We start from the raw sequence: 12,465 nt of genomic DNA on the forward strand, positions 1-12,465 counted from the left end.
CTGTACACCGCGCCGCGCGCGGGGAATGGATGTCCGCTGTGCTCGCCGTGCACGACCTCGAGATCCGCGTCGGCGCGCGCATGCTCATGTCCGACGTCTCGTTCCGCGTGGGACCCGGCGACAAGGTGGGACTCGTCGGCCGCAACGGCGCCGGCAAGACCACGCTGACCAAAGTGCTCGCGGGCGACCTGATTCCCGCGAACGGCCGGGTCGAGCGCACGGGCGAGCTCGGCTACCTGCCGCAGGACCCGCGCAGCGGCGACCCCGAGCAGCTCGCGCGCACGCGCATCCTCGACGCGCGCGGACTCGGCTCGCTGCAGCTGGGCATGCAGGAGGCGTCCGTGGCCATGGCGTCGGAGGACGAGAAGGTCGCAGCCAAGGCCATGAAGCGCTACGCGCGCGACATGGAGCGCTTCGAGGCCCTCGGCGGCTACACGGCCGAGGCCGAGGCCGCCACGATCGCGAACAACCTCTCGTTGCCGGACCGGATCCTGGACCAGCCGCTCAAGACACTGTCGGGCGGTCAGCGCCGCCGCATCGAGCTCGCGCGCATCCTGTTCTCGGACGCCGAGTCGATGATCCTGGACGAGCCGACGAACCACCTCGACGCCGACAGCGTCGTGTGGCTGCGCGAGTTCCTGAAGTCGTACAAGGGCGGGCTGATCGTGATCAGCCACGACGTCGACCTCGTCGAGGAGACCGTGAACCGGGTCTTCTACCTCGACGCGAACCGGCAGGTCATCGACCTCTACAACATGGGCTGGAAGCACTACCTGCGTCAGCGCGTGGCGGACGAGGAGCGCCGCAAGAAGGAGCGCGCCAACGCCGAGAAGAAGGCATCGGCGCTGCAGGATCGCGCGGCTCGCTTCGGCGCGAAGGCCTCCAAGGCCGCCGCCGCGCACCAGATGGTCGCCCGCGCCGAGAAGCTGCTCGAAGGACTGGAGGAGGTGCGCCAGGTCGACCGCGTGGCCGCGCTGCGCTTCCCGAAGCCCGCGCCGTGCGGCAAGACGCCGCTCATGGCGAAGTCGCTGTCGAAGTCGTACGGCGCGCTCGAGATCTTCGCGGGCGTGGACCTCGCGATCGACCGCGGCTCGAAGGTCGTCGTCCTGGGGCTCAACGGCGCCGGCAAGACCACGCTGCTGCGCATCCTCGCGGGGGCCGATCAGAGCGACACGGGCCGGATCGAGCCCGGCCATGGCCTGAAGATCGGCTACTACGCGCAGGAGCACGAGAACCTGGATGTGCATCGCTCGGTGCTCGAGAACATGGTGTCCGCCGCGCCCAACCTGAACGAGACCGAGGCCCGGAAGGTGCTCGGCTCGTTCCTGTTCACGGGCGACGACGTGCACAAGCCGGCCGGTGTGCTGTCGGGCGGGGAGAAGACCCGCCTGTCGTTGGCGACGCTGGTGGTCTCGAGCGCGAACGTGCTGCTGCTCGACGAGCCCACCAACAACCTCGACCCCGCTTCGCGCGAGGAGATCCTCGGGGCGCTGTCGCACTACGAGGGCGCGGTCGTGCTCGTGTCGCACGACGAGGGTGCCGTCGAGGCCCTCAACCCGGAGCGGGTGCTGCTGCTGCCGGACGGTGTCGAGGACATCTGGAACAAGTCCTACCTGGACCTCATCACGCTGGCCTGAGCGTCCGGGTCGCTCGCGTAGCGGCCGTCCCCGCCGCTGTCGAGGGGTTTGCGGTCGCCGCCGCGTCGTCGTGGGATGGAACCACGCAAACGACATCGGAGGTGCCATGACCCTGGCAGACAAGAAGATCGCGTTCCTGTTCACGAAGGGCGTCGAGCAGGTCGAGTTCACGAGCCCCCGTGACGCGCTGGATGGCGCGGGCGCGACGACCGTGCTGATCTCGCCCGAGGAGGGCACGGTGCAGGCGATGCAGGGTGACTGGGAGCACGGCGACGTGTTCGACGTCGACGTGCCGCTCGCTGACGCGCGCGCGGAGGACTACGACATGCTCGTGCTGCCCGGCGGCACGCTCAACGCCGACTCGCTGCGTCTCGAGACCGAGGCCGTCGACTTCGTGAAGGCGTTCTTCGACGCCGGCAAGCCCGTCGCGGCGATCTGCCACGCGCCGTGGATCCTCGCCAACGCCGGGCTGGCGTCGGGACGCTCGCTGACCTCGTACGCATCGCTCGAGACGGACCTGCGCAACGCGGGGGCCGACTGGCGCGACGAGGAGGTCGTCGTCGACGGCACGCTCATCACGTCGCGCAACCCGGGCGACCTGGACGCCTTCAACGCGGCGATCGCGAAGGCGCTCGAGACGCCGGAGCCCTGAGCCGCGGCCGTCCGCTCGCCCCTCAGGCGCCCGCGTCGAGGAGCGCGTCCTCCTCGTCGGCATCGCGATCCCGCCGGCGCCGCTTCGCGGGGCGCGGGGCGTCGTCCTCGTCCGGATCCGGGTCGGCCGCGTCCTCGCGGCGGGCCCGGATCTCGGTCCGGATCATGTACGCGATGAACACGAAGCCCATGATCGCGAAGAGGATCCACTGGATCGCATACGACAGGTGCGGGCCCGGATCGTCCGTGGGGGCGGCGAGTTCGGCGGGTCGCGTCGCCGGAGCCGGGTCCTCGCTCACCATCAGCCCGTAGAAGTCCGTCTCGGTCTGCGGGCCCGTGATCGCCGCGACGGACGGCAGATGGATCGTGGGCAGCTGACCCTCGGGCGCGGTGCGGCCCGAGGAGGGCAGCGACTCGCTCGGACGCATGCGGGCGATCACCGTGACCTCGCCCTCCGGGGCAGCGGGCACGCTGTCGGGCACCGTATCCTCGCCCGGCGGGACCCAGCCGCGGTCGATCGTGACGATCCGGCCGTCCGTCAGCTCGAACGGAACGAGCACCTCGAACGCGCTCGTTCCGCCCTGGGCGCGGTTGCGCACGAGCAGCTGGTCGTCCGACAGGTACCGCCCGGTCAGCCGGATGGGGTGCCACTCCTCGTCGGGGGAGTAGCCGCGATCGAGCACGTCCTCCGCCGCGAGCGGCGGGGCGTCGTAGTTCGCGGCGACGAGCTCGAGCATCGTCGCGCGCTCCTCGTTGCGCGAGAACTGCCAGTGCGAGAGGAAGCCGCACGCGACGGCGAACAGCACGGCGATCAGCGCGTAGACGCTCCAGCGCACGCCGCGATTGCGGGAGAAGGGGCTCATGCGTCGCCTCCCGTGGGGATGCCGGCCGACACCTCGAGCGGGAAGTCGCGCGCGGCGAGGAACTCGCGCAGATAGCCGACGTGCTCGTCGCACGCCAGCCACACCTTGCGCCGGTCGGCCGTGTGGATCTTCGGATTGCGCCACGCGATCGACCACGTCGCCGTCTCGCCGCAGCCGGCGCGCGAGCAGATGGGGGCGGCGGGTCCTCCGCCGCCGAGAAGGGCACCGATCATGTGCGGTCCGGCCCGCCTTCGGCCGGCTTCCGCGGCGACTCGGTGATCCGGATGACCGTGGGCGGCGTGGGGCGCTCCTCCTGCCGCTCGGCTTCCGGAGCGGCCGCCTCGATCGCCGCGGCCTCGGGATGCACGGCGCCGACTGCGCTGCGGGCGCTGGCGGCGTTGGCGCCGACCACGGCGAAGTACGGCAGGAAGATCGCCCCCGCGGCGAAGACGAAGCTGTACCAGCCGTACGGGGTGACGAGCACCATCAGCAGCAGGCACGCGATGCGGATGCCCATGGTGAGCAGGTAGTTGCGCACGCGCGCGCCCGCGTCGTCTGCCGGAGCGACGGGCAGTGACGTCGCCGACTGGGCGGAGTGCTCTTTGCGGGAGGCGTTCAAGGGATTCAACCAATCCGTGCGATCCCTCAAGACTACGCCGCTGTTCCCCGGGTACAGCCGTGAGTCGGGAGGCTTGTGGGCACCGGCACCCGGCCGCATGCCCGCGTCGAAAGTAGGCTTGCCAGGATCGTCATCGACAGGAGAGCAGCATCGTGAGCACCGACAATTCCGGCCGTGTCGTCCTCGTCACCGGCGGCAACCGTGGCATCGGCCGTGCGATCGCCGAGCGGTTCGTGAAGGAGGGCTACCGCGTCGCTGTGACCGCTCGTAGCGGCGAGGGTCCCGAGGGGACGCTGACGGTGCGCGCCGATGTCACGGATGCGGCCGCGGTCGATGCGGCGTTCACCGAGGTCGAGCAGCAGCTCGGCCCGGTCGAGGTCGTCGTGGCCAACGCGGGCATCACGAAGGACACGCTGCTGCTGCGGATGAGCGAGGACGACTTCGACAGCGTCGTCGCGACCAACCTCGGCGGTTCCTTCCGCGTGGTCAAGCGCGCCTCGAAGGGCATGCTGAAGGCGCGCTTCGGCCGGGTCATCCTGATCTCGAGCGTCGTGGGCCTTCTCGGCTCCGCCGGGCAGATCAACTACTCGTCGTCCAAGAGCGCGCTCGTCGGCTTCGCGCGTTCGCTCACCCGCGAGCTCGGCGCGCGCGGCATCACCGCGAACGTCGTGGCCCCCGGGTTCATCGAGACCGACATGACCGCGGAGCTGTCCGAGGAACTGCAGGCCGAGTACCGCAAGTCGATCCCCGCGGGCCGCTACGGCAGCGCCGACGAGGTCGCCGCGGCCGTGACCTGGCTCGCGTCGGACGACGCCGCGTACATCTCCGGTGCCGTGATCCCCGTCGACGGCGGCCTCGGCATGGGGCACTAAGCCCGCGCCGCGGCCTTCACGATCTCCGCGGCGAGGACGTCCGGCTTCGAGAACTGGGGCCAGTGCCGCGTGCCGAGCGTGACGACCTCGACCGACTCGATCGCGTCGAATGTCTCGCCCCACGCGGGCCACGCCGCGAGCATCTCGCGCAGCTCGGCCTCGTTCTGGGCGCCCGCGAGCACCGTGACCGGCACCGCGAACCGGCGGTCGTCGCCGAGCTGCAGCGCATCCGTCGGCACCCGGGCCGGCACAGGCTTGGCCCGCAGTGCCGTGCGCTGGCGCGTCTGGGCATCGAGGTCGGCGGCGTCCTCGCCGAAGAAGTCCCATCCGGGGAACGGCACGACGCCGTCGACCACGGGGAACTCCGAGATCCCGAATCCGGACGGCGGCGGCATGGTGTCCACCAGGACGACGCGCGCCACCTTGTCGGGCCGGCGGTCCGCGACGCCCCACGCGACGTTTCCGCCGCCCGAGTGCCCGACGACCACGACCGGTCCCTCCGCCGCGTCGACTCGCTCGACAACGGCGTCGACCCAGTCGGCGATGCCGATGTCCGCGGATTCGGATGCGGGTGCCCCGACGCCGGGGAGCGTGAGCGGGTGCGCGCGGTGCCCCGCGGCTTCGAGTTCGGGAACGACAGCGTCCCACGACGCGGCGTCGAGCCAGAGTCCGGGGATGAGGATGATGTCTGCCATGCCCACAGGCTAGGGGCGGCCCCCGACATCCGGAGCGGCGAGCCGCAGCCGGTGCCGCACCGTCCACGAGGCGGTCTGGTCCGTCAAGACCCCCTAGTGGATCGCGTCCACGAACGTGCGGAGGGGAAGAGCCCGCTCGACCTCTCCGATGGCCGCACGCAGCGTATGGTGCTGTGCCGGCGGCACGGTACCGATCGTGAGGTGCGGCACGACGTCGTCGTGGGCCCCTTCGTATGGCTCGAACTCGGGGAACGCCGCCTGCACCGCGGAGGTCAGGCGCCGGAAGCCCGAGTCGTCGCGCGGCCGCAGCCATGCCACGTCTTGACCGAACCAGCCGACGAACGTGAAGGACGCCTCGAACGCCGTGACGTCCTGGATCGCTTGTGCGAGGCGCGCGATGCCGGCGACCCCGATCTCGTCGGGCGTGCCGAAGGGGAACATGATGGTCACGTGCGGCGGCACGCCCGAAGCGTGCGACGGATCCAGCGCGGCGCGATGAGCATCGACGGCGGCGAGCTCCGGAACCGGCACGATGAGGGCGGCCTTCATGGGCTCACCCTATGAGCGCAAGGCGGCCGGGGACATGCGCGGCGGTCAGTTCGGCAGCAGGGGAATGACCTGGGCGAGGTCGACGGGGCCGATCACCAGGGGAGCGGAGCGGCGCACGGCGGGCTTGGCGTTGAACGCGAGGCCCAGGCCCGCGGCCTCGAGCATCAGGAGGTCGTTGGCGCCGTCGCCGATCGCGATCGTACGGGCGAGCGGCACACCGTGCTCCTCGGCCCAGCGCGCCATCCACTCGCGCTTCGCCGCGGCGTCGACGATCGGCCCGTCGAGCTCGCCGGTGAGCGCGCCGTCCGAGGCGACGAGTCGGTTGGCGCGCCACAGGTCGACCCCCAGGTGCGGCGCCAGGTCGTCGAGGATCTCGTGGAACCCTCCCGAGACCACGCCGACGAGCCCGTCGCGCGCGTGCACCGCGTCGATCAGCGCCGTGACACCCGGCGTCGGCTCGATCCGCGCCCGCACGTGAGCGAACGACGCGACGGGCGCGCCCCGCAGCTCGCGCACGCGGGAGCGCAGGCTCTGCGCGAAGTCGACCTCGCCGCGCATCGCCGCCTCGGTCGCCGCGGCCACCTCCGCGCCCCGCCCGACCTCGTCCGCGATGAGCTCGATGACCTCGTTCCGGATCAGCGTGGAATCGGCATCGAGGACGACGAGGAGGCGCGCGGTCACGAGTGTCGAGCGTACCGGTCCGAGGGCGTCTGCCCGGCCCGCGCGTCCGCCGGGGCCTCACCGCACGGATGAGTAGGCTTGCCGCATGCCCCCTGTGCTCTCCTTCCAAGACGTCGTCGTCCGCCGAGAAGGCCGGAACATCGTGGACGGTCTCACGTGGGCGGTGAACGACGACGAGCGCTGGGTCGTGCTCGGGCCGAACGGCGCCGGCAAGACGACGATCCTGCAGCTCGCCGACACGCTGATCCACCCGACGTCGGGCACCGTCGACATCCTGGACGAGCGGCTGGGGCGCACGGACGTGTTCGAGCTGCGTCCGCGCATCGGCTTCGCGTCGGCGGCTCTCGCGCGCCGGATCCCCGCGGACGAGACCGTGCTGAACGCGGTGCTCACCGCTGCGTACTCGGTGCTCGGCCGCTGGAACGAGCAGTACGAGAACATCGACGAGCGCCGCGCGCTGCGCGTGCTGCAGGAGTGGCGCCTCGACCACCTCGCCGACCGCACCTTCGGCACGCTGAGCGAGGGCGAGCAGAAGCGCGTGCAGGTCGCCCGCGCGATCATGACCGACCCCGAGCTGCTGCTGCTGGACGAGCCCACCGCGAGCCTCGACCTCGGCTCGCGCGAGGTGCTCGTCGGCCTGCTGAGCGAGTACGCCAAGTCGCCCGTCACGCCCGCGCTCGTCATGGTCACGCACCACGTCGAGGAGATCCCGCCGGGCTTCACGCACGTGCTGCTGCTGCGCGACGGCAAGGCCGTCGCGGCGGGCCCTCTCGCGGAGACCCTCACGGAGGAGAACCTGTCGGAGACGTTCGGCGTGCAGATCAAGCTCAGCGAGGACGACGGCCGCTACGCGGCCCGCGCCCACTGACCCGGACCGAGGCAGCGCCCGCATCTGGTAGACTCGTTCGCTGGTGCCCAAGCACCGGAAGACTTTCGAAACCTCTTGGCAAGGACCCCATGAAGACTGACATCCACCCCGAGTACAAGGCGGTCGTGTTCCGCGACCTCGGTTCGGGCGAGACCTTCCTCACCCGTTCGACCGTGACCAGCGACAAGACCATCGAGCTCGACGGCGTCGAGTACCCGGTGATCGACGTCGAGATCTCGTCGGCGTCGCACCCGTTCTACACGGGCAAGCAGCGCATCATGGACTCGGCCGGCCGCGTCGAGAAGTTCAACCAGCGCTTCAAGAACTTCGGCTCCAAGTAAGCCGCGTTCTCCCGAAAGACCCCGCTCCGGCGGGGTCTTTCGCTTTTCCGCTCCACGTCCGTCGCGAGACCTCATCTGGGCGACGAGACATCGCCGAGCTGTGATGTCTCGCCGCGGAGATGAGGTCTCGTGGGACGGACGCGCTGCGCGGCTGGCCGCACCGCCGAGGACGACGGATCAGCCGGACCGGGGTGACTCGTCGACGGTGATCTCGATCGTGCCGTTGTCGAAGTCGAGGACGCCGGGACCCTTGTCGGGGCTGGGTGCCGGAACGGGGACGATCTTCAGCGACTGGGCCTCCATGTCGGCGTCGTGCGCGGACGGCCGCCAGACCGCGTCCATCGCCGAGCCGGCGCCCTGCAGCGGGTACTTGCGCCGCAGCCGCTCCATGCCGTCGTCCCGCGTCATGGAGCGAGGCTACGCCGCCGTCAGCGGACGGGCCACGTGCCGTTGAGGGCCTCGGAGGGCTCGAGCCGGCCGATGCTGATGAAGTACTCCGTCAGGCTCTCGGCCTGCTCGCGCGCCCAGCCGATCTGACGCGTGTGCAGCTCGAGCACGTCGTCGGGCAGGCGGTCGGCGAAGCGCTCGGCCAGCGCGAGCGCCACGCGGCCGGCGGCGATGGCGTCGGCGGACGCCTCGTGCGCCGCATCGAGCGGCACCGCATAGTGCGCCGCGACGACGTCGAGAGTGCGCTTGCCCTTGCGATAGCGGTCGAGGGTCTTGTCGATCACGAGCGGATCGATCACGGGCGCGGGGGAGTCCAGCGGCTGCAGTCCGTGCCGATCGCCCTCGCACTTCAGCAGCGAGAAGTCGTAGGCCGCGTTGTATGCGACCACCGGGATGCCGGCCGAGAGCAGGGTGCGCAGTGCCGCCGTGACCTCCGCCACCACCTCGGCCGCGGGACGTCCATGGGCTCGAGCATGCGCGGTCGTGATGCCGTGCACGGCGGTCGCGCCCTCCGGGATGTCCATGCCGGGGTCGGCCAGCCAGTGCTCCTCGTGGATGACGCGTCCCGTCGCGTCGAGCAGCCCGACATAGGCCGTGACGATCCGGTCCTGCGTGACGTCGACGCCCGTCGTCTCGAGATCGAACACGCCGATCCGGCTCGTCCAGCGATCCGGCGTCACCTCGACGACCGTCTCGACCTCGACGCGGCTCTCGACCACGGTCTCGACCTGGATCACGGATTCGACCTCGACGACGGTCCCGACCTCGGCGCACGTCTGGACCTCGACGACGGTCTGGACCTCGACGACGGCAGCGACATCGCTCTCGCGGGCGTCCGCGTCGCCCGTCGCGTCGGGCGCAACCGGCGATCCGGAGGCGACGGCGTCCTCGGGGGAGGCGTCCTCATCGACGCGCGGGATCCACGTGGTCGTCTCGCCGGGGTCGTCCAGCTCATCCAGCTCGAACAGCGGGGGCGGATCCGGCCACGACCTCGTCATGTTCCACACCGTAGGGCGCGGTGCCGACATCACCCGGGAGCCACCCCGGCAGAGCCCCAGACCCGCCTCCGTAGACTCGAGCCGTGCCCGTCGCGTCGCCCTACTCTGCCCGCCTGTCCGAGATCCCCGTCGTGCGACGCGAGGTGGACGTCCTCGGCGGCCGCACCGCCTACTGGACGTACGGCCCGGACGACGCGGTAACCACGGTCGTCGCCGTGCACGGCTTCCGCGGCGAGCACCACGGTCTCGAGCCGGTCGTCGCGCATCTCCCCGGCATGCGCGTGATCATGCCCGACCTGCCGGGTTTCGGCGAGACGCCCCCGCTGCCGGGCCGGCGCCACGACATCGAGGCATACGCCGACTGGCTCGACGCCTTCCATGCCGCGGTCGCGCCGGACAGCGTCATCCTCGGCCACTCGTTCGGGTCCATCGTGTCGTCCGCCGCGATCGCACGCGGACTGACGACGCCCCGGCTGATCCTCATCAACCCGATCGGCGCGCCGGCGCTCGAAGGGCCGCGCGGCGTCCTGACCCGGCTCGCGATCTTCTACTACTGGGCGGGCGCCCGGCTGCCGCGCGCGATCGGGACGTGGCTGCTGCGCACGAGGATCATCGTCCGCGTCATGTCGATCGCCATGGCGAAGACGCGCGAGCGCGGCCTGCGCGCATTCATCCACGACCAGCACGACCGCTACTTCTCCAACTTCGCCGACCGGGACGTGCTGCACGATGCGTTCGTCACGAGCGTGTCGCACGACGTCAGCCAGTACGCGGAGCGGATCACGGTGCCGACCCTGCTCGTCGCCGCGGATCGCGACGACATCACGCCCATCGAGGCGGAGCGCGCGCTCGCGACGCGCTTCGCGGATGGGCGTCTCGTGGAGATCTCGGGCGTCGGCCACCTGATCCACTACGAGAAGCCGGCCGAGGCGGCCGAGGCGATCCGCGCCTTCCTGGCGTGAGGGTTACGGCTCGCGGCGCGCGAGCTGCATCAGGCCGCTCACCCGGTAGGGAACGGCCTCGCTCATCACGAGGGACGTCTCGGTGCGCTCGACGCCCTCGATGCCCAGGATGCGCGCGTCCACGTCGAACAGGTGACGGGCGTCGCGGCACGCGACGAGCGCGAGCAGATCGGTCTGACCCGACAGGCCGTGCACCTGGACGACCTCGGGAACGGATGCGAGCGCGTCCGTGATACGGGGCAGGTCGACCTGGCGCACGCCGATCGCGAGGAACGCCTCGAGCGGGAAGCCGAGGGCCGAGGTGGAGATCGAGCGTTCGAACGAGCGGAACACGCCGGCCTTGTCGAGGCGCGCCATGCGGGCCTGAACGGTGTTGCGCGACAGGCGCAGGCGCTCCGCGAGCGCCACGACGGTGGCGCGCGGGTCCTCGCTGAGCGCGGCAAGCAGCTCGAGGTCGACGTGATCCAGGGAAGCCATAGTGCGAGACATTAGCAGTATGTCGCGGGCGTGCTTGCGCATCCTGCTCAGTCGTTATCGGATCGATTGCGCGCCCTGGCCTGCCTCTCGCGGGCTCACCCTCAGCGATCCGATCAGGCCTCGTCGACCTCACGGATGAGTCGGCGCGTGGCGCGCTCCAGGGCGAGTTGACGCTCGTCGAAGGAGTCGAAGGAGCGGCGCACGGCGCGCGAGATCGTGCGGCCCTCCTCGAACGCCGACACCACGCGCGGATCCACGTAGGACGTGCGGGCGAGCGTCGGCGTGTTCCCGAGGAAGTCGGCGACCTCGCGCATCGCGTCGGTCACGATGCGGCGACGTCGCGTGACGCCGCCGCGGCCGGAGCGCTCGAGCTCGTCGGCGCCGGCGGCGATCTCCGCCGCGGCGAGCACGGTGGCGTGCCACGTGCGGAAGTCCTTCGCGGTCGCGTCCATCCCCGTGATCTCGCGCACGTACTCGTTGACCATGGCGGACGTCAGGGTGCGCCACGTGCCGTTGCGGCAGGCGAGCAGCGTCTCGGATTCGTCACGGCGGCGCCGCAGGGTCTCGACGGCGGCGGTGACGGGCTCGTCCTCGATCTCGATCCGGTGGTCGACGCCCGACTTGCCCGTGAACGCGAACACGAGCGCTCGCCCGTGCCGCGTGACGTGATCGCGACGCAGGGTGGTCAGGCCGAAGCTTCCGTTCGTGTCGGCGTAGACGTCGTTGCCGATGCGGAAGCACCCGAGATCCAGCAGCCGCACCGCGAGCGCACACGCGCGCTCGAGCGGCATGCCGTCCTGTGCGAGATCGTCGCGCACCCGCTCCCGCGCGGCACCCAGCGCACGGCCGAAGTCGAGCACGCGGTCGAACTTGGCGGCGTCGCGGCGCGTACGCCACTCGGGGTGATAGAGGTACTGGCGGCGACCGGCGTCATCCGTGCCGACGGCCTGCAGATGCCCGTTCGGGTAGGGGCAGATCCACACGTCCTTCCACGCGGGCGGGATCGCGAGCGACCGGATGCGCTCCACGTCCTCCTCGGGAAGGCGGTCGCCGTTCTGGTCCCGGTACGAGAAGTTGCGGCCGACGGCGCGGCGCGTCCACCCCGGCTGAGCGGGGGAGGAGCGGCGCAGGCGCACCATGCGGGTATCGGTCCGGGGCTGTTACGCCCCGACCTCCGGCGTCACCAGCGACGACGACTCCAGGGTGAGACCGTCCTCGGGGGTGAAGCGGAACACGGTCACGGAGGCGTTCTCGATGCGCTCGCCCTGGCGGGGCAGCGCGCCGTCGGTGGCGATCCGCAGCAGGGCGCGGATCACGCCGCCGTGCGCCACCATGATCGTCGGCCGGTCTCCGGCCTCGTCCGCCACCTCGCTCACGGCCCGCAGCGCGCGCTCGGCGACCTTCTCCACCGGTTCGCTGTCGGGGGCCTCGCCCGTGGGGTAGCGCTCGTGGAAGTCGGCCACGAGCGAGCCCTCGCCGACTCCGTAGTCACGCTCGACCAGTCCCTCGTGCGTGTCGGGGGCGTCGAGTCCGAGCTCGTCGGCGATGATCTGCGCCGTCTCCTTCGCGCGCTGCAGCGTGCTCGAGGTGATGCGCGTCCATCCGCCGTCCCGCAGCGTCTCGGCCGCGAGCAGCGCCTGCGCGCGGCCCGTGTCGTTGAGGGGGATGTCGGTGCGGCCCTGGATCCGCAGCTCGAAGTTCCAGTCGGTCTGGCCGTGGCGGACGAGTGCGAGGAGAGTCACCCTCCGATCGTATGGCGTGATCCTGAGGCGAGGCTCGGCGTGCGGCGATCAGCGGGCGCAGCG

At 71.0% G+C, this 12,465-nt stretch carries 17 protein-coding genes; 6 read left to right on the plus strand and 11 right to left on the minus strand.

Annotated elements, in window-relative coordinates; genetic code table 11:
• The first annotated feature begins 38 nt into the window (after nucleotides 1–38).
• On the plus strand, nucleotides 39–1,637 hold the full coding sequence (gene abc-f / locus BJP60_RS06280; protein WP_203139024.1) for a ribosomal protection-like ABC-F family protein: 1,599 nt from the start codon (nucleotides 39–41) through the stop codon (nucleotides 1,635–1,637).
• 106 nt (nucleotides 1,638–1,743) lie between these two features.
• Complete coding sequence (locus BJP60_RS06285) at nucleotides 1,744–2,289, plus strand: type 1 glutamine amidotransferase domain-containing protein (RefSeq protein WP_203138346.1); 546 nt, start codon at nucleotides 1,744–1,746, stop codon at nucleotides 2,287–2,289.
• Nucleotides 2,290–2,311: 22 nt separating this feature from the next.
• On the opposite strand, the gene BJP60_RS06290 is transcribed toward BJP60_RS06285, so the two are convergent.
• The 3 genes from BJP60_RS06290 to BJP60_RS06300 are packed head-to-tail and all read right to left on the minus strand — an operon-like array spanning nucleotide 2,312 to nucleotide 3,770.
• Complete coding sequence (locus BJP60_RS06290; RefSeq protein ID WP_203138347.1) at nucleotides 2,312–3,151, minus strand: SURF1 family cytochrome oxidase biogenesis protein; 840 nt, start codon at nucleotides 3,149–3,151, stop codon at nucleotides 2,312–2,314.
• On the minus strand, nucleotides 3,148–3,384 hold the full coding sequence (locus BJP60_RS06295; protein WP_203138348.1) for a hypothetical protein: 237 nt from the start codon (nucleotides 3,382–3,384) through the stop codon (nucleotides 3,148–3,150). Before BJP60_RS06295 ends, BJP60_RS06290 begins: the two co-directional genes overlap by 4 nt.
• Nucleotides 3,381–3,770 (minus strand): DUF3099 domain-containing protein, encoded by a 390-nt coding sequence (locus BJP60_RS06300; RefSeq protein WP_238439599.1) that lies wholly within the window; start codon nucleotides 3,768–3,770, stop codon nucleotides 3,381–3,383. Before BJP60_RS06300 ends, BJP60_RS06295 begins: the two co-directional genes overlap by 4 nt.
• 152 nt (nucleotides 3,771–3,922) lie before the next feature.
• Here BJP60_RS06300 and fabG point away from each other — a divergent pair, with 152 nt between their 5' ends.
• Nucleotides 3,923–4,642, plus strand: a complete 720-nt coding sequence (gene fabG / locus BJP60_RS06305) for a 3-oxoacyl-ACP reductase FabG (RefSeq protein ID WP_203138350.1) — start codon at nucleotides 3,923–3,925, stop codon at nucleotides 4,640–4,642.
• On the opposite strand, the gene BJP60_RS06310 is transcribed toward fabG, so the two are convergent.
• The 3 genes from BJP60_RS06310 to serB form a co-directional block, all read right to left on the minus strand.
• Nucleotides 4,639–5,337, minus strand: a complete 699-nt coding sequence (locus BJP60_RS06310) for an alpha/beta fold hydrolase (protein WP_203138351.1) — start codon at nucleotides 5,335–5,337, stop codon at nucleotides 4,639–4,641. The genes fabG and BJP60_RS06310 overlap by 4 nt on opposite strands.
• Nucleotides 5,338–5,430: 93 nt before the next feature.
• Nucleotides 5,431–5,886, minus strand: a complete 456-nt coding sequence (locus tag BJP60_RS06315; protein WP_203138355.1) for a 2'-5' RNA ligase family protein — start codon at nucleotides 5,884–5,886, stop codon at nucleotides 5,431–5,433.
• Nucleotides 5,887–5,931: 45 nt separating this feature from the next.
• The gene (gene serB, locus BJP60_RS06320) at nucleotides 5,932–6,567 is read right to left on the minus strand and encodes a phosphoserine phosphatase SerB (protein ID WP_203138356.1); all 636 of its coding nucleotides are present in this window, start codon (nucleotides 6,565–6,567) and stop codon (nucleotides 5,932–5,934) included.
• An 85-nt stretch (nucleotides 6,568–6,652) separates the two neighbouring features.
• Between serB and BJP60_RS06325 the strand changes: the two genes are divergently transcribed.
• Nucleotides 6,653–7,435: an ABC transporter ATP-binding protein gene (locus BJP60_RS06325; RefSeq protein WP_203138363.1), complete on the plus strand. Its 783-nt coding sequence runs from the start codon at nucleotides 6,653–6,655 to the stop codon at nucleotides 7,433–7,435.
• Between the two features lie 89 nt (nucleotides 7,436–7,524).
• Nucleotides 7,525–7,776, plus strand: coding sequence for a type B 50S ribosomal protein L31 (locus tag BJP60_RS06330; protein ID WP_135113515.1), 252 nt, complete (start codon nucleotides 7,525–7,527; stop codon nucleotides 7,774–7,776).
• 177 nt (nucleotides 7,777–7,953) lie between these two features.
• Here the strand turns inward: BJP60_RS06330 and BJP60_RS06335 are convergent, their stop codons facing one another.
• Together BJP60_RS06335 and BJP60_RS06340 are read right to left on the minus strand one after the other, a co-directional pair.
• Entirely contained in the window at nucleotides 7,954–8,184 is a 231-nt protein-coding gene (locus tag BJP60_RS06335; RefSeq protein WP_203138364.1) for a hypothetical protein, read from the minus strand.
• Nucleotides 8,185–8,204: 20 nt separating this feature from the next.
• Nucleotides 8,205–8,942 (minus strand): 3'-5' exonuclease, encoded by a 738-nt coding sequence (locus tag BJP60_RS06340; protein ID WP_442923418.1) that lies wholly within the window; start codon nucleotides 8,940–8,942, stop codon nucleotides 8,205–8,207.
• A gap of 362 nt (nucleotides 8,943–9,304) precedes the next feature.
• Between BJP60_RS06340 and BJP60_RS06345 the strand changes: the two genes are divergently transcribed.
• The gene (locus BJP60_RS06345) at nucleotides 9,305–10,183 is read left to right on the plus strand and encodes an alpha/beta fold hydrolase (RefSeq protein ID WP_203138367.1); all 879 of its coding nucleotides are present in this window, start codon (nucleotides 9,305–9,307) and stop codon (nucleotides 10,181–10,183) included.
• Nucleotides 10,184–10,186: 3 nt separating this feature from the next.
• Here BJP60_RS06345 and BJP60_RS06350 read toward each other — a convergent pair whose 3' ends face one another.
• From BJP60_RS06350 to BJP60_RS06360, 3 genes are all read right to left on the minus strand, one after another.
• Entirely contained in the window at nucleotides 10,187–10,660 is a 474-nt protein-coding gene (locus tag BJP60_RS06350; RefSeq protein WP_203138369.1) for an Lrp/AsnC family transcriptional regulator, read from the minus strand.
• 113 nt (nucleotides 10,661–10,773) lie between these two features.
• On the minus strand, nucleotides 10,774–11,799 hold the full coding sequence (locus BJP60_RS06355) for a DNA topoisomerase IB (protein ID WP_203138371.1): 1,026 nt from the start codon (nucleotides 11,797–11,799) through the stop codon (nucleotides 10,774–10,776).
• 21 nt (nucleotides 11,800–11,820) lie between these two features.
• Nucleotides 11,821–12,402 carry a histidine phosphatase family protein gene (locus tag BJP60_RS06360; RefSeq protein WP_203138373.1) on the minus strand — a complete coding sequence of 194 codons (582 nt, stop codon included), beginning with the start codon at nucleotides 12,400–12,402 and terminating at the stop codon, nucleotides 11,821–11,823.
• Nucleotides 12,403–12,465 lie beyond the last annotated feature (63 nt).

The sequence above is a fragment of the Microbacterium sp. JZ31 genome (genome assembly GCF_016805985.1).
Lineage (GTDB): Bacteria > Actinomycetota > Actinomycetes > Actinomycetales > Microbacteriaceae > Microbacterium.

What these genes read in the sequence shown, in the direction of transcription:
- BJP60_RS06355 (WP_203138371.1), bottom strand. Translation starts at nt 11,799, where the DNA reads ATGGTGCGCCTGCGCCGCTCCTCCCCCGCTCAGCCGGGGTGGACGCGC.
- BJP60_RS06335 (WP_203138364.1), bottom strand. Translation starts at nt 8,184, where the DNA reads ATGACGCGGGACGACGGCATGGAGCGGCTGCGGCGCAAGTACCCGCTG.
- BJP60_RS06350 (WP_203138369.1), bottom strand. Translation starts at nt 10,660, where the DNA reads ATGGCTTCCCTGGATCACGTCGACCTCGAGCTGCTTGCCGCGCTCAGC.
- BJP60_RS06315 (WP_203138355.1), bottom strand. Translation starts at nt 5,886, where the DNA reads ATGAAGGCCGCCCTCATCGTGCCGGTTCCGGAGCTCGCCGCCGTCGAT.
- BJP60_RS06285 (WP_203138346.1), top strand. Translation starts at nt 1,744, where the DNA reads ATGACCCTGGCAGACAAGAAGATCGCGTTCCTGTTCACGAAGGGCGTC.
- BJP60_RS06295 (WP_203138348.1), bottom strand. Translation starts at nt 3,384, where the DNA reads ATGATCGGTGCCCTTCTCGGCGGCGGAGGACCCGCCGCCCCCATCTGC.
- BJP60_RS06325 (WP_203138363.1), top strand. Translation starts at nt 6,653, where the DNA reads ATGCCCCCTGTGCTCTCCTTCCAAGACGTCGTCGTCCGCCGAGAAGGC.
- BJP60_RS06330 (WP_135113515.1), top strand. Translation starts at nt 7,525, where the DNA reads ATGAAGACTGACATCCACCCCGAGTACAAGGCGGTCGTGTTCCGCGAC.
- BJP60_RS06310 (WP_203138351.1), bottom strand. Translation starts at nt 5,337, where the DNA reads ATGGCAGACATCATCCTCATCCCCGGACTCTGGCTCGACGCCGCGTCG.
- BJP60_RS06290 (WP_203138347.1), bottom strand. Translation starts at nt 3,151, where the DNA reads ATGAGCCCCTTCTCCCGCAATCGCGGCGTGCGCTGGAGCGTCTACGCG.